This is a genomic window from Aeromicrobium fastidiosum (assembly GCF_017876595.1).
GTDB lineage: Bacteria > Actinomycetota > Actinomycetes > Propionibacteriales > Nocardioidaceae > Aeromicrobium > Aeromicrobium fastidiosum.
In genome coordinates this window covers 1389725-1406431 of the sequence record NZ_JAGIOG010000001.1, presented here as the reverse complement: position 1 = coordinate 1406431, position 16707 = coordinate 1389725, and the positions used below count along the sequence as shown (strand labels likewise).

Genomic DNA, 16707 nt, shown 5'->3' with positions numbered 1-16707 from the left:
CCACCCGGGCCTGAACACCGAACCCCGCCGAAGCGGGTCTCCCATCGGTAGCACTGGCCGAGGTGCTGGAACTGCGTCACTCCCTCTGCTGTGGTCAATCTAGCCCCCACGAGGGCTCGTCCGCCACCAAAAAAATCATCCGCCGGCATTGAGGACCTCTCCGGGTGCAGGTGGGGACCTTGGTCCGTACGACATCGGCTCTTGCCAGACACGCTCTCGCCGTGAGTAACTGCTGTTTACACTCCCGCAGACAGGCTCACCATGACGTTCCGTCGCATCTCGCTGGCTCTCACCGCCCTCGCCGTGTCCCTCGGGCTCTCCGCCCAGCCGGCGACCGCAGCTCCCGCCCCCCTCCCGGTCCCCTACACGTTCCTCACCTCGGCGGTCATCGCTGGCCTCGGCATCGACGCCGATCCCCCGGGTGCCAACAACTGGTCGTGCAAGCCCTCCGCGGCGCACCCCCGACCGGTCGTGCTGGTGCACGGACTGATCGGCAACAAGGCGACGAACTGGCAGACGTTCAGCCCGCTGCTGGCCAACAACGGCTACTGCGTCTTCGCACTCACCTACGGCCAGCTGCCGCAGGTCACGACGCCGGCCAACCAGGTGTTCGGCGGGCTGACCGCGATGGAGAAGAGCGCGGCGCAGCTCGCGACGTTCATCGAGCGGGTCAAGACGGCCACGGGATCGGCGACCGTGGACATCCTGGGGCACAGCGAGGGCACCGTCGTGCCCAACTACTACGCCAAGTTCCTCGGCGGCGCGAAGAACATCCACTCGTACGTGTCGATCGCACCGATCTGGCACGGCACCGATCCGGCCGCCCTCGACACCCTGGTCAGGATCGGCACGCCCTTCGGCATCAGCGGACCCGCCATCAGCCTGCTGGAGCCGTACTTCGCCTCCGGTCCGCAGCTGCTCGCCGGCTCCGACTTCATCAAGAAGATGCGATCGGACGGCGGGCCTGCCGTCGCGGGCATCTCGTACACCAACATCGTCACGCGCTACGACGAGCTCGTCGTCCCCTACACGAGCGGCATCGAGCCGGGCATGACCAACCTCGTGGTCCAGGACTACTGCGGGCTCGACCTGTCGGAGCACTTCCAGATCGTCGCCGACCCCGTGGCCGCGGCACTCGTGCTCAACGCGCTCGACCCGGCGCACCCCCGGCCCGTCCCGTGCCGCCTGGTGCTGCCGTTCGTCGGGACGCTCTGACGACGGGCGGTCAGGCCGGCAGCGTCCGCTCGAGCAGCGCCCGCAGCTCGACGTAGTGACGCTCTGCACCTGCATCGTCGTACGACGAGGTGTCGGCCATCGTGAAGCCGTGCGGTGCGCCCGGGTAGATCGCCGACGTGAAGGTGAGGCCTGCCGCCGCGAGGGCGGACTCGAAGATCGCGACGGCCTCCGCCGGGTTGGACGAGTCCTGGTCGGCATGACCGACCAGGATCTCGGCGGATGCCCGGGCGACGACCCGGTGCGGGCTGTCCGGCTCGTCGGTGACGAGTCCGCCGGGGTGGAAGGCGGCCGCCGCGGCGATCACGTCGGGACGCAGACCGGCGGCCCGGACGGCCAGGCGCCCGCCGATGCAGTACCCCGTCATGCCGACCCGACCGCCCGACACGCCGTCCAGCCGCAGCAGTGCGTCGAGGTACGCGTCGAGGTCGTGATCGGAGCGGTCGGGCGTCAGGGCTCTCACCCGCTGCATGGCGCCGACGAAGAACTCCTCTCGGGCCCCCGGCCGGGTCAGGTCGGCCGTCGGTGCCAGGTCGGCCGCGGAGCCATCGCGGTAGAAGACGTGCGGTGCCATGACGACGTAGCCCCACGAGGCGATGTGGTCGGCCATCTGCTCGATCTGCGGTCGCAGTCCGATCGCGTCGGCGTGCAACAGCACGCCGGGGTGGTCGGCCTCGTCGGGCCGGCTGACGTACGCCTCGGCAGTGCCGTCGGGGACCGTGATGAGGATCGTCTCGCTGCTCATGGGCCGAGGCTACGGCGAGGCCCCATGATGGGAGACATGGAACGCGTGCAGCTGGGCGACAGCGACCTCGAGGTCTCCGAGATCATCCTCGGCTGCATGAGCTACGGCGATCCGGGCCGCGGCACGCACGCCTGGTCGCTGCCCGAGGACGAGAGCCGGCCCTTCATCCGGCAGGCCCTCGAGGCCGGCATCACGACGTTCGACACCGCCAACATGTACTCAGACGGCTCCAGCGAGGAGATCGTCGGTCGCGCTCTCGCCGACTTCGCGCGTCGCGAGGACGTCGAGATCGCGACCAAGGTGTTCTTCCCGATGGACGGCGACCCCGACTCGGGTGGCCTGTCGGCCGCGGCGATCGCCCAGCAGATCGACGACAGCCTGCGCCGTCTCGGCACCGACTATGTCGACCTCTACCAGATCCACCGCTGGGACCCCGCCGTCCCGATCGAGGAGACGATGGAGGCCCTCGACCTCGTCGTGCGGTCGGGCAAGGCGCGGTTCATCGGGGCGTCGTCGATGTGGGCGTGGCAGCTCGCGCAGGCGCAGCACGCGGCCGACCTCAACGGGTGGACGCCGTTCGTGTCGATGCAGGACCAGTACAACCTCGTGCAGCGCGAGGACGAGCGCGAGATGCACCCGTTCTGCCTCGACGAGGGCATCGGCGTCATCCCGTGGAGCCCGCTGGCCCGCGGCCGCCTGACCCGCGACTGGGACGACGTCAGTACCGAGCGCAGCGGGTCCGACCACGTCACGCAGAAGTACTACCGCCAGGCCGAGGACTCCGACCGGGCCATCGCGGACGCGGTCGGCGCGATCGCTGACGCCCGCGAGGTGTCCAGGGCGCAGGTCGCCCTGGCGTGGGTGCGGCAGCAGGAGGTCGTCACCGCGCCGATCGTCGGTGCCACCAAGCCCCTTCACCTCGACGACGCCGTCGCGTCGATCGACCTGGTGCTGGACGCCGACGAGCTCGCGGCCCTCGAGGATCCGTACGTGCCGCGTCTGCCGGAGTTCTGACCGACGGTTTGCGGCGAGCGCGCGCCGAGATCGACCGATCTCGCTGCGTTCCGGTGGCCCCTGCAACGGAGACGTCGAAAGATGCGTCATCGTGCGCCGGACGCTGGCGCGCGCCTGCGCGGGGCGGTACGGTCCGAAGATGGGTGATGTGACGCGCAACACAGGTGACGCGCGGGACCGTCGGTGATCCCGTTCGCCGGAACCGTCATCGGTGCCCTCGACGCGGCGCTGTCGTCACGCGTCGTGGCGCCCGTGGGGCCGCGCGCCGCCGTCGGTCTCGCGAAGGGCCTGGTGCGGCACCAGGCGTCGCCGGCCGTGCTGCTCGCGCACACCGCGAGCCGCTGGCCCGATCGCGCGGCCGTGATCGACGACGACGGCACCGTCACGGCGCGCGAGCTCTACGACCGGGTGCGGCAGCTGGCGGGCGTGCTGCACGCGCGGGGCATCGGCCGCGGCAGCACCGTGGGGCTGCTGTGCCGCAACCACGCGGGGTTCGTCGAGGCGGCCTTCGCGACGCTGTGGGTCGATGCCGACCTGGTGCTGCTCAACACCGACTTCGCGGCCGACCAGCTCGCGGACGTCGTCGGACGCGAGGGCGTCGAGCTGATCGTGCACGACTCCGACCTGCAGCGGGTCGTCACAAGGGCCGATCTCGGCATCCCCGCACTCGTGACCGACGGGCACGGCTCCGGGACGGTCGCGTGGGCGTGCGACTTCGGCCACCCGGCCCCGCCGAGCCGCCGCCACACCGGCCGGCTCGTGATCCTGACGTCGGGCACGACCGGCACGCCCCAGGGATCGCCGCGGCGCTCGCAGGGAGCCGGTGTCGTGGGGCCGCTCAGCACGATGCTGCGCTCGATCGGCCTGCGCAGCGGCGATCCCGTCCTGGTGCTCCCGCCACTGTTCCACGGGCTCGGCTTGGCGTATCTCGTCATCGCCATCGCGCTCGGGTGCCCCGTCGTGCTGATGCGGCACGCCGACGCGGCCGCGGCGCTGCGTGCGGTGGAGCGGCACCGGGTGAGGGTCATGTTCGTGGTGCCGGTCATGCTCCACCGCCTGCTCGACGTGCCGGCCGACCAGCGCGAGCAGCTCGACCTGACCTCGTTGCACGCCGTGCCGTCGGGTGCCGCGCCCCTCACGCCTGCGCTGGCCGAACGCTTCATGGACGCCTTCGGCGACGTGTTACTCAACATGTACGGCTCGACCGAGATCGGGTGGTCGACGATCGCCGGTCCGGCCGACCTCCGCACGGCTCCCGGCACGGTCGGCCGTCCGCTGCGCGGGGTGTCGGTGCGCATCGTCGACGACCTCGGCCGTGAGGTGCCGACCGGCGAGGTCGGCCGGATCGTCGTCCGCAGCTCGATGAACGCACCGGCCGAGGCTCTGGGCGACCGTCAGGTCGTCGACGGACACGTCAGCACCGGCGACGTCGGACATCTCGACGCCCACGGACGACTGTTCGTCGACGGCCGCGACGACGACATGATCGTCTCCGGCGGCGAGAACGTCTTCCCGGGCGAGGTCGAGGACCTCCTGCACGCTCATCCCGCGATCCGCGACGTCACGGTGCACGGCGTCCCCGACGAGGAGTACGGGCAGCGACTGCGAGCCGTCGTCGTGGCCGAGCCCGACTCCGACCTGACCCCCGACGACGTCCGCGCGCACGTGCGCGACCACCTCGCGCGGTTCAAGGTGCCGCGCGACGTCCAGCTCATCGACGAGCTGCAGCGGTCGGCGACGGGCAAGGTCCGCCGGGGGCAGTAGCGCTGGTCTCGGAGTGGTTGACCGATCTCTCTGCGTTGACGTCGCCGAAGCAGCGCGAACGCAGAGAGATCGGTCCCGCGTGGCGTCAGGACCAGTCGAGCAGATGCAGCCGCTGGACGCCCGGCACGCCCTTGAGCTCGGCCTCGCGCACCTCGACCACCGGCACCGCGTCATCGCCCAGCGCGTCGATCACGGCGTCGCTGACGAGGACCTCACCGCCGTCGGCCTGCGCCGCGACCCGGGCGGCGAGGGCGACATTGCGGCCGAACAGGTCGCCGTCGCGGTGGACCGCCGATCCGCGGTGGGCTCCGATGCGCACGCGCACGTCGGAGAGCTTGCCGGACCGTACCCGGCTCAGCCGGCGCTCGATGTCGCACGCGGCGGCGACCGCCTCCGACGCCTCGGCGAACGCCACCATGAAGCCGTCGCCCTGCGTCTTGATGACGTGACCGCCCTGCCGCTCGATGGACTTGGTCAGGATGCGGTCGTGCCTGGCCAGCAGCTGCACCCAACCCCGGTCGCCCAGGCGGTGGTTGAGCTCCGTGGACCCCTCGATGTCGGAGAACATGATCGTGACGGTCCCGTCGCCGGCCGCGAGACGGGCGAGATCGGGGCGTTCGACGTCCGCCCAGAGCGCGAGGTCGTCGATCGAGCTGCGGATGACACCTCTGACGCCGTGGTCGCGCATCTTGATCGCGGTGCCGACGACGCCGCGCACCGCCTCGGACGGCGTGGGGACGGTCAACCGCGGACGGGACGACTGGTCCTCGAGCCAGCGGACGCGCCGCCGCGCCCGTCCGAGCATCGCCCGGAGCGCGACGGCGTAGACCGCCAGCGCCGCGCACAGCGAGGCGAGGACGATCTCGAGGACGGACATGGCCGTCACGCTAGCGCCTCGACGAACAGTTCACGGCGCGTTGGCCGGACGTTGCCCGACGGGTCACACGGGCTCTCTACGGTGGATCTCGAGTCGGAGGTCGTCGCAGCCTCCGGTGCACGCAGAAGTCCCCGCCGTTGTCACTCCGGTCGGGGACTTCGGTGCGTCAGGGGTCTCGCCGGCCCTGGCTCCGCGAGTGGTGCGTTCCGGGTCTCGAGTGGCGCGCCCTGGACAGACACGCCGTCCCAGAACGTCCGTTAGGCACCACTCGCGGATCGGGGGTTACTCGGGGCCGGTGGTGTAGACGACGGGGTCGTCGTCGACCGGGGCCGCCGGCTCGTCGAGCGTCGAGGCGGGCTTCTTCGGAGCTGCCTTGCGCGGGGTCGCAGCCTTCTTGGCAGGCCCCTTCGGCGCGGTCGCACGCTTGGCCGTCGCCCGCGTCGACGGCACGGCGGTGGCAGGTGCCGGATCGGCGAACGTCGTGGTCGCCCCCGGTGTCGGAGAGTGCTCGGGTGCCGGTGGCTGAGTGACCGGCTCGGCGTTCACCGTGGGCGCGGGCGGGGTGATGTCGACGACAGGCGCCATCGGCGGCTCGGGAGCGTTCGCGGGTGCAGGGGCGTCGCGATCGCTCGCGGTGACGCGGTGCAGCAGGGTCGTCGCCACCCCGATGCCGACGCGGACGGCACCGCCGGCCAGCTGGGTGGCGATCGACAGGGGCAGCTTCACGATGGTGGGGATCACAGGGGGCTCCGGCTCGTGGGGGTCATGACCCGGACGCCGTACCCACCCGGCCCTCCACGACACACCTGCCGGCGAGACGATGACGCAGGTCTCGCCGGCAGGTGACTCGGCCGCGTCAGGCCAGGTTGAGGAAGGTCGACTGCGTCTCGGTGAAGCCGTCGATCGAGTACTCGCCGAGCTCGCGGCCCCAGCCGCTCATGCCGAAGCCGCCCCACGGGGCACCCGGGTCGATGAGCGGCAGCTGGTTGACGAAGACCGTGCCGAACCGGAGGCGCGGAGGCAGGGTGTGCGCCGTGGCGAGGTCCTTGGTCCACAGCACGGCGACCAGGCCGAAGTCGGTGTCGTTGGCGCGGGCGACGACCTCGTCGATGTCGTCGTAGGCCATGACCGACAGCACGGGGCCGAAGATCTCGTCACGGGCGATCGTCATGTCGTCCGTCACCCCGCCGAAGACCGTCGGACGGTAGAAGAAGCCGTCGGCCAGGTCGCCGTCGACCCGCGAGCCGCCGGTGATCAGCTCGGCACCCTGGTCACGGCCCGACTGGACGTACGAGTCGACGCGGTCGAGGTGCTCCTGCGAGACCAGCGGCCCCACGATGGTGTCGGCCTTGTGACCCGGTCCGATGGTCAGCGAGGCCGCGGCCGCCGCCAGCTTGGTCGTGTACTCGTCGACGCGCGAGGAGTGCACGAAGAAGCGGGTGTAGGCGCCACATGCCTGGCCCGTGTTGAAGAGGGCACCCTGCACGTTGCCCATGACCGCTGCGTCGATGTCGGCGTCGGCGCACAGGATGCTGGGGGCCTTGCCGCCGAGCTCGAGCGTCGTGCGCTTGAAGTCGTCGGCCGAGGCGCGGGCGATGTACTGGCCGACCTCGGTCGAGCCCGTGAACGAGATCTTGTCGACCCCGCGGTGGTTGACCAGCGCCTTGCCCACCTCGGGGCCACCCGTCAGCAGGTTGACGACGCCGGCGGGCACGCCGGCCTCGCGGCAGATCTCGACCAGACGGACGGTCGACAGCGGGGTCTGCTCGGCAGGCTTGAGGATGACCGCGTTGCCCGTCGCCAGGGCCGGCGCGAGCTTCCACGCGGCAATCGCGAGCGGGAAGTTCCAGGGGGTGATGAGGGCGCAGACGCCGAGCGGCACGCGACGCTGGTACGTCAGGTTGCCCGGGATCGAGATCGGCGACACCTTGCCCTCGATCTTGGTGGCGAAGCCCGCGTAGTAGCGGAACACCTGCGCCGCGAGCGGCAGGCTGATGCCACCGCTCACGAACGACGGCATGCCCTGGTCGAGCGTCTCGAGGGCGGCGATCTCGTCGGCGTCGCGCTCCAGCAGCTCGGCGATGCGCCACAGCACCTTGCCGCGCTGGTCAGGCGTCATGCCCTGCCATGCATCGGACTCGAAGCCTGCGCGCGCCGACGCGACGGCTGCGTCGACGTCGGACCCCGTCGCCTCGGCGAAGCTGCCGATCACGGTGTTGGTCGCGGGGTCGATCGTCTCGCTGGTGGCTCCGTCGGAGGCCGAGACCCACTCGTCCCCGATCAACAGCTGTGCGCTCTGCATGGTGTCTCCTCTGTGCGTCGTCAGACCCCGGCGGTCGGAACGAATGTGCCACGTCGGCCAGCACGCGACGCTCACCTCGGTCCGCTGACCGAACTCCGGTCGAAACGACACGGCTGTGTAAAAGATGCGTTGCATTCTGATGTTTCGCTGGACGAAACGATTATCCAGTTGGATAATCGTGTGACAGGGGCCACAATGATCCATCCGAGCCATCCACCGGGAGTCACATGAGCGTCTTGGCACATGACATCAGCACCGACGAGAGCGAGCACACCTCGATCCCGAACTCCGTGCTCGGCAAAGCGTTCTCGATCCTGTCGGCGTTCGACGACGAGCACGACACGCTCCGGCTCGTCGACCTGAGCCAGCGCAGCGGCGTTCCCAAGCCGTCGGTCTACCGCCTCGCGCAGGAGCTGGTGGCCCTGGGGATGCTCGAGCGGGTCGACAACGGCTACCGCATCGGGTTCAGCGTGTTCGCGCTCAGCCAGCGGGTCGGCACCGCGTCGCTGCTGCGCACCGTGGGACGCCCCGTGCTCGTCGACCTCGTCGCGATGACGCGCGGCACCGCCCATCTCGCCGTGCTCGAGGGCACGGGCACCTACTACCTGGAGAAGCTCGGCGGCACCAGAAGCGTCCACTCGCTGTCGAAGGTGGGCGGCAGGCTGCCGCTGACCTGCACGGCATCGGGCAAGCTGCTGCTGGCGATGTCGCCGCACCACGGCGACCTGCTCGACGCCGTCGTGGCGGAGCGCCTGCAGCAGCTGACGGCGCACAGCCAGCTCGACCACGCGAGCCTGCGTCGCGAGCTCGACGTCATCCGCGAGCACGAGCTGGCCACCGAGCACGAGGAGGCGATGATCGGCTTCAAGAGCTTCGCCGTCCCCATCTACGACAGCGGCCACACCGTGATCGCCGCCCTGTCGCTGACCGTGCCCGTCTCGCACTCGGGCGACGAGCCTCTGGTCCGCACCCTGCGCATGGCCTCGGCGGGGATCACGCGTCAGCACACCAAGCTCGCGATGCGCAGCGACGACGGTCAGCGGAGGCCAGCACTGACGCTGTATCGCTGACCGGACCAGGATCGACCGCCGGCGGCCTGTGCTCTGTGAGAGTTGCGAGGTCCGCGTCGGGTGACGGGCTGTGCTCGCCGACGTGCCACCACCATCCGACGGGGCGATCCCGAGGTCCATCCAGCGAGGTCAGCATGAGCACACGCACGCAGGTCGACATCGCGATCGACGCCCTCGCGCAGAAGCCGACCCGGTCGGCGTGACGCCTCCGCGGTCGTTCGCCGAGGCGGTCGAGCTTCGCGCGCGTCGCGACCCCGACGGCGAGCTGATCCGCCGCTTCGGGGGGCCGGCGGTCAGCGCCGGCGCGCTGCTCGACCGGGCGCTCGCGACGGCCGGACGACTCGCAGCCCTCGTCGGGCCCGGTGACACCGTGGCCACGGCCGTGCCGGCAGGGCCCGAGGCGGCCGCGCTGACCACGGCGATCTCGTGGCTGGGCGCGGTCGAGCTGCCGGTGCCGGACGGGCTCGACCCGCTCCTGGCCGGCGCACTGGCGCACGCGACGCGGTGCGTGACGACCGTCGCCTCACCTGACCGGCTCGACGCCGAGCCGCACCTCGCCACCCTCGGCCAGCACACGACCCACCCCGTCACGACCGTGGAGGGTCGCCGCGCCGGCATCCCGTCTCTCGAGGAGCTGCCATCACGTCCGACACCGGGGCACCGCGCCGAGCTCGACGCGCCGTCTGCGGTCATGGTGACATCGGGCACGGGTGGCCGCCCCAAGGGCGCGCTGCTGCCGAACAGCTCGGGGCTGGGTCAGGCCGAACGAGTACGGCGCGCGATGGACTACGACTCCCACGACGTCCTGTTCAACGTGTTCCCGTGGCAGCACATCAACGTCCGGCACGCCGCCTTCCTGCCCGCCGTGCTCTCCGGAGCACGGGTCGTCGTCGGGCCGTTCTCGGCCTCACGCTTCTGGACGACGGCGGCCGACGAGCAGGTCACGGCCTTCAACTTCATGGGGGCCCTGTGCGCGATGCTGCTGCGGCAGCCGGCCTCCCCCGACGACCACGCCCACCGGGTGCGCCAGGCCTACGGCGGCCCGGCACCCGACTGGCTCCACCAGCAGGTGAGTGAACGGTTCGGGGTCGAGCTGCGCCAGGCCTACGCCTGCACCGAGCTCGGCGACGTCGCGACGACGGGCCGCGAGGCGCGTCCCGGGTGGGCCGGCACCGTGGTGCCCGAGTACGACGTGCGCGTCGTCGACGAGCACGGCGTGCCCGTGCCCGACGGCAGCATCGGCACCGTCCACGTGCGCCCCCGCCGCCCCGGTCTCACGTTCACGGAGTACGTCGGCGACGCCGCGGCCACGGCTGCCGCCTGGCGTGACGGCTGGTTCGTCACCGGCGACCGCGGAAGGCTCGACGACGGCTGGATCAGCCACGAGGGCCGCGCCGCCGACGTCATCCGCCGACGCGGCGTGACGATCGACGCCGAGCGCGTCGCCCAGGCGGCGCTGTCGTACGCCGATGTCGAGGAGGCGGCCGCCGTGGGCGTCCCGTCCGAGCTGACCGACGACGAGGTGCTGCTCGTCGTCGTGACCCGGCCGGGTGTCGATCTCGACCCTGCCGAGCTGCGCCGGCACTGCGCCACCCGCCTTCCCCGCCACTCGGTCCCGCGCTTCGTGAGCGTCGAGACCTCCCTGCCCCGCACGGGCAGCCACAAGATCGTCCACCGGACGCTGCGCGACCGCGGCCTTCCGCCGTCGGCGTGGGACGCCGATGCCCCGACCCCCTAGGAGACCCCTGTGACGACCCCACCACTGCGCGTCCTCGACCTCACCGACCCGCTCGGCCACCAGGCCGCCCGACTGCTCGCCGGGCTCGGCTCGGACGTCGTGCGAGTGACGATCGACGGCGAGCGGACCGACGGGGCCGAGGCCCTGCACTGGCACGCCGGCAAGCGCTGCGTGGTCGCGAGCGACACCGAACACCTCGACGCAGTCGTCTCGTCGCTCCTCGCCCGCGCCGACGTCGTCCTCGAGTCGGGTGCCCGCCGCGACCTGCGCACCCTCGCGCTGCGCGAGGCAGACCCGGCGGCGTGGGAGCACGTCGCACACGTCGTCATCACGCCGTTCGGGCTGACCGGTCCGCGCCGCGAGTGGCTCGCGGACGACACCGTGCTCACGGCAGCGGGCGGCATGGCCTGGCTCGGTGGCGATCCCGGCCGGGCGCCCGAGCCGCCTCCACGCGAGCAGGGTGTCCAGCTCGCCGGCACGCACGGGGCCATCGGCGCACTGCTGGCTCTCAACGCTCGTGATCGCACCGGTGCCGGACAGCTCGTCGACGTGTCGGCCCAGGAGGCCGTCGCCGCGACCCTCGAGACCGGAGCCATCGCCTGGATCCACGGACGATCCGTTCCCGGACGCTCGTCGGGCGTGTACGGCCACGTCGCGCACCGCGTGTTCCGCGCCGCCGACGGCTACCTCGCCGGCGGATACTCCGGCAGCCCCCGCATGTGGAACGACCTGCTGGCGTGGATGGTCGAGGAGGGAGAGGCCGAGGACCTCGCCGACGAGACGTGGCAGGACGTCGACGTCCGGTGGGCCGGACGTCCCCACGTCGACGAGGTGGTGGCGCGCTTCGTGGCCCGCAGGCCTGCCGCCCCGTTCGCCGAGGAGGCTCGGCGCCGCGCCCTGCCGTGGGCCGAGGTGGCGTCGGGCGCCGCCCTGCTCGCCAACCCTCAGCTCGTGGCACGGCAGTTCTTCGTCGACATCGAAGGGCCTGAGGGTCTGCGCGACGTGGGACTCGGCTGGGAGCCCTCGTCCGCACCCCGACCGCTGCGGCTCTCACCGCCTCGGCCTGCCGCCGTGGACGACGTCTGGACCGGGACGACCCCGAGCCCCGTCGCACCGACCCGACGGCGTCCCTCGGTCGAGCTCGGCGCCTCGCTCGACGGCGTCCGCGTGCTCGACCTGACCTGGGTGCTCGCCGGCCCGTACGTCACCAAGACCCTCGCCGAGCACGGTGCCGAGATCGTCAAGGTCGAGTCGTTCCACCGCAAGGACCCGACCCGCTTCTCCCCCGGCATGCGGCTGCGCCCCGAGGCCGGCTTCGAGGACGGCGGCTACTTCCTCAACTTCAACCGCAACAAGCGCAGCCTGGCCCTCAACCTCCGTACCGACGAGGGGCAGGACCTGCTGCGCCGACTCGTTCCGCACGTCGACGTCGTGGTCGAGAACTTCAGTCCCGGCGTGCTGTCCACGTGGGGACTCGACTATCCGAGGCTGCGCGAGCTCAACCCCGACGTCGTCCTCGTGTCGATGGCGGGCACGGGGCAGGACGGCCCGTGGCGCGACGCCGTGACGTTCGCCGACACGCTGGCCGCGATGTCGGGCCTCACCGCCGAGACGGGACGCGACGATCGTGCACCGCAGGGGCTGACGTTCGGGCTCGGCGACATGGTGGCCGCCAACTCGGCCGTGGTCGCGACCCTCGACCTGCTCCACCGCGGAGAGGGCGGTCACGTCGACCTGTCACAGCTCGAGGCCATGGCATCGCACCTCGGGTCGGCGCTGCTGCAGAGCCAGCTGCCCGTTGAGGCACCGTCGTCCGCGGCACCCAGGATCGTGCGCACGGCCGGCGACGACCGGTGGCTCGCGGTCGGGGCCGCGCATCCCGACGTCCTGCGGGCGGCACTGGACGAGCTCGGCGTGGCCGCGGAGGAGGCCGACCCCCTCGACGACCTCGAGCGGCACGCGGCCGGCGACGACGCCGATGCGCTGGCCGAGCGACTCCAGTCGTTCGGCGTGCCCGCCCACCCCGTGCGCGACGGCCGCGACCTCGTCGAGCACGACCCCCAGCTGGCCGCTCGTGGCTTCTACCAGCTGCTGGAGCACCCGCTCGCCGGCTCCGTGGTGCACGAGGGCCTGGTGGCGCGGCTCTCGGCAACGCCCGGCGGGCTGTGGGAGCCGGCACCCCTGCTCGGCCAGCACACCGACGCCATCCTCACCGAGCTGCTCGGGCTGACACCGGCCGAGCTCACCGATCTGCACGACCTGGGAGCACTCTCATGACGACGTCCTCGCCCACCGGCTTCCGGATCGATCACGACGGTCCCGTCGCGACCGTCGTGATCGACCACGGCCGCGTCAACATCGTCGACCCCGAGCTGATCGAGTCGATGCTCGAGCACCTGCCGAGCGTGCTGGACGACCCCGCGGTGCGCTGCGTCGTGGTGCGCGGCAAGGACAGCATCTTCGTCGGCGGTGCCAACCTCACGGTCATGCGCCGCCTCGACCCGGGCACCTACCGGGCGATGCGTCGCTGGGTCGACGTGCAGCGTCTGCTCGAGCGTTCTCCGAAGCCCGTCGTCGCGGCTCTCAACGGGCACGCGCTGGGCGGCGGCGCGGAGCTCGCGCTCGCCTGCGACCTGCGCATCCTGCACGCTCGGGCCACGTTCGGCTTTCCCGAGACCGACCTCGGCATCTTCCCGGGGGCCGGCGGCTCCCAGCGCCTCCCCCGGCTCATCGGACCGCACCGCGCCAAGCGGCTCATCATGGACGCCACCCGGCTCACGGCGGACGAGGCCCTCGCCGAGGGGCTCGTCGACCTCGTCGCCGGTGACGACTTCGACGACGTCGTGACCCGCGAGGCGCACCGTCTCGCGTCCCGCCCGACGGCCACGATCGGCCTGGTCAAGGCCGTCATCGACGAGGGCTGGGGACTGCCGATCGACGAGGCGATGGCCGTCGAGGAGGCACACGTCATGCGCAACCTCGAGCTCGCCGACGCCGCCGAGGGCATCCAGGCCTTCCTCGACAAGCGCCGGGCGGAGTTCGAGGGACGCTGAGCCCTCATCCCGGCTCTCTCGACGTCCGGGACCGTCAGTTGATGGCGTGTCCCGAGGCGACCTTCTGGCTCACCGAGCGCAGCACAGCTGCGTGGCGCGACACGTCGGCGCGGACGACCGGCGTCGTCAGCGACAACGACGCCAGCAGCATGCCGCTCGCTCCGAAGATCGGCACCGCGACCGAGCAGTAGCCCGCCGTGGTCTCCTCGATCTCGGTCGCATGGCCGTCGGCGCGAACCCGTCGCAGCTGGTCGAGCAGCACCCCGGGCATCACGATCGTCGTCGGCGTCACGCGCTGCAGCGGCGCGGTGCCCAGGACCTCCTCGACGAGTGCCGCCTGGCCGAAGGCCATCAGCACCTTGCCGCTCGCGGTGGAGTGCAGCGGCAGACGGCCCGCGATGCGCGACGGACGGGCCGACTGCGGAGCACCCGCGACCTTCTCGAGGTAGAGCACCTCGAGGCCGTCGAGCACCGCGAGGTGCACGGCCTCGCGGGTCTGGTGGTGCAGGCTCTCCATGTACGGCCGCACGGCGTCGCGCAGCACGCGGAACCGTGGCACCCGACTGCCCAGCTCGAAGGCACGCATGCCGAGCCGGTACTCCAGACCGACACGCTCGAGCATCCCCCACTCCAGCAGCTCCTGGTTGAGCCGGTGGACCGTGGCCTTGGAGATGCCGGTCCGAGCGACGATCTCGGTCAGCGTGAGACTGTCGTCGTCGAGCTCGAACGACTCGAGGATCAGTCGGGCCTTGCCGAGGACGCTGTTGGCACCGCCCTCGCGGACCTCGTCGTCAGTCATCGAGCTCGCCGGGCAGGAGCATGACGGTGCGCACGAGCACCTCGGCGAGCTGCTGCATGGCCTTCAGGTCGACGAGGTTCATGCCCCGCGTGAAGTCGATCTCGCGGCCGTCGGGCGTCGCGGCGACCTTGGGCATGCCCGTGCGGGCCGTGGGCACGCCGCGCATCCGCAGGATGTTGGCGTCCGTCGCTCCGCTGTTGCCCATCGTGATCTCGTGCGGGTGTCCCGCGACGGTCTCGAACGCCGCTACGGCTGCGCGGACGACCGGCGAGTCGGGCGGGGTGTGCGTCGCGGGGATCGCCGCGACCTGGCGCACCTGCAGCTCGACACCCAGCTGCTCGGACAGTCGTCGCACCTCGTCGCGCACCTCGCGGACCACGCCCGACGGCGTCTGCCGGGTCGTGAGGCGCAGGTCGAGCCGCAGCCTGACCTGGGCGGGAGTCGACGCGGCAAGGCGGTCGAAGCCGCCATGCACGGACGACACGATGCCGTGGGGCTGCATCGTCTCGTGCTCGTGCCGTGTGGCGTAGCCCTCGAGCCACTCCTCCAGTGCGATCGCCACTCGTCCGGCCGTCGCGACGGCATTGCTGTAGGGCAGGCGGTGGCGGCTGCCGGCGTAGGTGTGGAGGCCGGGCACCAGGACGTCGATCCAGACCAGTCCGACCTCCTCGTGCAGCACGTGCCAGCCGGGCTTGGCGATGACGGCGTAGTCGGTCGTGAATCCCCGCTCCAGCAGCAGCGCCGCACCGACGCCGTGACCGGTGTTGACGCGCTCGGGGTCGCCGACGCCCGGCACCGCGAACGACGGCATGCCGCCCGCGCCGAAGGCCCCGATGACGTCGCCGGGCGGAACGATCCCGGACGCACGGAAGGCCTGCAGCACCGCCATGACGACGGCGGCGTGCCCCTTGGGATTGCCGGCACCCAAGCCCTCGACGACGTCGCCGTCGACGACTGCGTGCGCAGCCAGGTCGTCTCGCCACGCCACCGACGCAGCGGGGACGTCGAGCGACTCGTCACCCGTCGTGAACGTGTCGATCGGGGCGTAGAGCATCAGCGAGGGCCCGTCGCCGCCCGGCACCGTCGCGGCCGCGCTGGCCTGGAAGGCGTCGACCGGCTGGACGGCCGCGTCCACACCGTTCGCGGCGAGCGTGTCGGCGATCCAGGTGGCGAGGGGACGCTCACCGCCGGTCGGGCTCGCGATGTCGACCATGCCGCACACCGACTCGAGCAGCAGCTCGCGCGTGACGTGCTCGAGCACCGTGGTGACCGAGTGCTCCGGGTCGGGGGGCGTCACACGGCTCACGACGCCTCCTCGGACGCGGTCGGGCGGGGGGCACCCAACCTGATCGAGGCGATGACGTCGCCGTCGACCTCCGCAGCGTACCGGCCGTCACCGGCCAGCGGCGTCGCCGTGCCGAACGCGTCGAGCAGCACGACCTCGCCGGCCCGCAGGGGACTGCCGTGCTGCGCGACGGCCGATGCGAGCGCGGCGAGGCGTTCGACCGTCCTGTCCCAGCCGGTCTCGAACGACGGCATCAGAGGGTGACCGTCGAGCAGCAACCGAGCCCGCCACGGACCCGGCGTGTCCCGCGGCGACCGCTCGGGTCCGAGCACCACGAGCCCGGCACCGGCGTTGTCGGCGACGACGTCCATCGCCGTGGCCCGGTCGGCGACGACCCTCAGGTCGGCGATCTCGAGCGCGGCGCCGACGGCACCGATCGCCTCACGCACCGCCTGGGCTCCGGCACCGGCACCGAGGTCCCGCACGAGTCGCACGGTCAGGCGTGTGGCGACGCGCGGCTGCACGAGGTCACGGCCCGTCACGAGCTCGTCGTCGCGGACGAGCATCGCGTCGACGAGGGTGCCGGCGGCCGCCGCGGGGCCGTCGTGCGACTCGGTGAGGTCGAGCATCTTGCGGCCCCACACGTGGGCACCGCCGATGACCTGCAGCTCGGTGACGAGCCGCTGCACGGCATACGCCGCAGCCAGGTCGTCGCCGATCAGGTCGCTGACGGGCTCGCACGGTCGGTGGACCGAGTCGGCGTGCCGGAGCCTCTCGGCTGCGTGCTGCACCGCCAGCTCACGCGCCGCGTCCGACCCGGAGTCCAC

General features: G+C 71.8%; 14 protein-coding genes. 7 read left to right on the top strand and 7 right to left on the bottom strand.

What is annotated here, in order from left to right; all coding sequences use genetic code 11:
* Positions 1-261 precede the first annotated feature (261 nt).
* Positions 262-1215 (top strand): esterase/lipase family protein, encoded by a 954-nt coding sequence (locus JOF40_RS06940; RefSeq protein ID WP_129181342.1) that lies wholly within the window; start codon positions 262-264, stop codon positions 1213-1215.
* A 10-nt stretch (positions 1216-1225) separates the two neighbouring features.
* Here JOF40_RS06940 and JOF40_RS06935 read toward each other — a convergent pair whose 3' ends face one another.
* Positions 1226-1978 (bottom strand): dienelactone hydrolase family protein, encoded by a 753-nt coding sequence (locus JOF40_RS06935; protein WP_129181340.1) that lies wholly within the window; start codon positions 1976-1978, stop codon positions 1226-1228.
* Between the two features lie 36 nt (positions 1979-2014).
* Here JOF40_RS06935 and JOF40_RS06930 point away from each other — a divergent pair, with 36 nt between their 5' ends.
* Both JOF40_RS06930 and JOF40_RS06925 read left to right on the top strand, forming a co-directional pair.
* Entirely contained in the window at positions 2015-2992 is a 978-nt protein-coding gene (locus JOF40_RS06930; protein WP_129181338.1) for an aldo/keto reductase, read from the top strand.
* Between the two features lie 183 nt (positions 2993-3175).
* A complete protein-coding gene (locus tag JOF40_RS06925) occupies positions 3176-4756 on the top strand; it encodes an AMP-binding protein (protein WP_129181336.1) in 1581 nt (526 codons plus the stop codon).
* An 85-nt stretch (positions 4757-4841) separates the two neighbouring features.
* Here JOF40_RS06925 and JOF40_RS06920 read toward each other — a convergent pair whose 3' ends face one another.
* The 3 genes from JOF40_RS06920 to JOF40_RS06910 all read right to left on the bottom strand — a co-directional run bounded on the left by JOF40_RS06920 (position 4842) and on the right by JOF40_RS06910 (position 7935).
* Positions 4842-5633: an adenylate/guanylate cyclase domain-containing protein gene (locus tag JOF40_RS06920; protein ID WP_129181334.1), complete on the bottom strand. Its 792-nt coding sequence runs from the start codon at positions 5631-5633 to the stop codon at positions 4842-4844.
* 282 nt (positions 5634-5915) lie between these two features.
* Positions 5916-6374 carry a hypothetical protein gene (locus tag JOF40_RS06915; protein ID WP_129181332.1) on the bottom strand — a complete coding sequence of 153 codons (459 nt, stop codon included), beginning with the start codon at positions 6372-6374 and terminating at the stop codon, positions 5916-5918.
* A gap of 115 nt (positions 6375-6489) precedes the next feature.
* On the bottom strand, positions 6490-7935 hold the full coding sequence (locus JOF40_RS06910) for an aldehyde dehydrogenase family protein (RefSeq protein ID WP_129181330.1): 1446 nt from the start codon (positions 7933-7935) through the stop codon (positions 6490-6492).
* 227 nt (positions 7936-8162) lie between these two features.
* Between JOF40_RS06910 and JOF40_RS06905 the strand changes: the two genes are divergently transcribed.
* The 4 genes from JOF40_RS06905 to JOF40_RS06890 all read left to right on the top strand — a co-directional run bounded on the left by JOF40_RS06905 (position 8163) and on the right by JOF40_RS06890 (position 13796).
* Positions 8163-9005 (top strand): IclR family transcriptional regulator, encoded by an 843-nt coding sequence (locus JOF40_RS06905; protein WP_129181328.1) that lies wholly within the window; start codon positions 8163-8165, stop codon positions 9003-9005.
* A gap of 199 nt (positions 9006-9204) precedes the next feature.
* Positions 9205-10743, top strand: a complete 1539-nt coding sequence (locus JOF40_RS06900; protein ID WP_188111711.1) for an AMP-binding protein — start codon at positions 9205-9207, stop codon at positions 10741-10743.
* A 9-nt stretch (positions 10744-10752) separates the two neighbouring features.
* Positions 10753-13020 (top strand): CaiB/BaiF CoA-transferase family protein, encoded by a 2268-nt coding sequence (locus JOF40_RS06895; RefSeq protein ID WP_129181324.1) that lies wholly within the window; start codon positions 10753-10755, stop codon positions 13018-13020.
* The gene (locus JOF40_RS06890; protein ID WP_129181322.1) at positions 13017-13796 is read left to right on the top strand and encodes an enoyl-CoA hydratase/isomerase family protein; all 780 of its coding nucleotides are present in this window, start codon (positions 13017-13019) and stop codon (positions 13794-13796) included. The genes JOF40_RS06895 and JOF40_RS06890 overlap by 4 nt, the downstream gene beginning before the upstream one ends.
* A gap of 34 nt (positions 13797-13830) precedes the next feature.
* Here JOF40_RS06890 and JOF40_RS06885 read toward each other — a convergent pair whose 3' ends face one another.
* From JOF40_RS06885 to JOF40_RS06875, 3 genes are read right to left on the bottom strand one after another with little or no spacing between them, the layout of a single operon-like run.
* Positions 13831-14595 carry an IclR family transcriptional regulator gene (locus JOF40_RS06885; protein WP_129181320.1) on the bottom strand — a complete coding sequence of 255 codons (765 nt, stop codon included), beginning with the start codon at positions 14593-14595 and terminating at the stop codon, positions 13831-13833.
* Positions 14588-15901 (bottom strand): M20 family metallopeptidase, encoded by a 1314-nt coding sequence (locus tag JOF40_RS06880; protein ID WP_129181318.1) that lies wholly within the window; start codon positions 15899-15901, stop codon positions 14588-14590. Before JOF40_RS06880 ends, JOF40_RS06885 begins: the two co-directional genes overlap by 8 nt.
* Positions 15898-16707: a hypothetical protein gene (locus JOF40_RS06875; protein ID WP_129181316.1), complete on the bottom strand. Its 810-nt coding sequence runs from the start codon at positions 16705-16707 to the stop codon at positions 15898-15900. Before JOF40_RS06875 ends, JOF40_RS06880 begins: the two co-directional genes overlap by 4 nt.

Coding starts and splice junctions, on each gene's coding strand:
- JOF40_RS06940 (WP_129181342.1), top strand. CDS start 262: ATGACGTTCCGTCGCATCTCGCTGGCTCTCACCGCCCTCGCCGTGTCC.
- JOF40_RS06935 (WP_129181340.1), bottom strand. CDS start 1,978: ATGAGCAGCGAGACGATCCTCATCACGGTCCCCGACGGCACTGCCGAG.
- JOF40_RS06930 (WP_129181338.1), top strand. CDS start 2,015: ATGGAACGCGTGCAGCTGGGCGACAGCGACCTCGAGGTCTCCGAGATC.
- JOF40_RS06920 (WP_129181334.1), bottom strand. CDS start 5,633: ATGTCCGTCCTCGAGATCGTCCTCGCCTCGCTGTGCGCGGCGCTGGCG.
- JOF40_RS06910 (WP_129181330.1), bottom strand. CDS start 7,935: ATGCAGAGCGCACAGCTGTTGATCGGGGACGAGTGGGTCTCGGCCTCC.
- JOF40_RS06905 (WP_129181328.1), top strand. CDS start 8,163: ATGAGCGTCTTGGCACATGACATCAGCACCGACGAGAGCGAGCACACC.
- JOF40_RS06890 (WP_129181322.1), top strand. CDS start 13,017: ATGACGACGTCCTCGCCCACCGGCTTCCGGATCGATCACGACGGTCCC.
- JOF40_RS06885 (WP_129181320.1), bottom strand. CDS start 14,595: ATGACTGACGACGAGGTCCGCGAGGGCGGTGCCAACAGCGTCCTCGGC.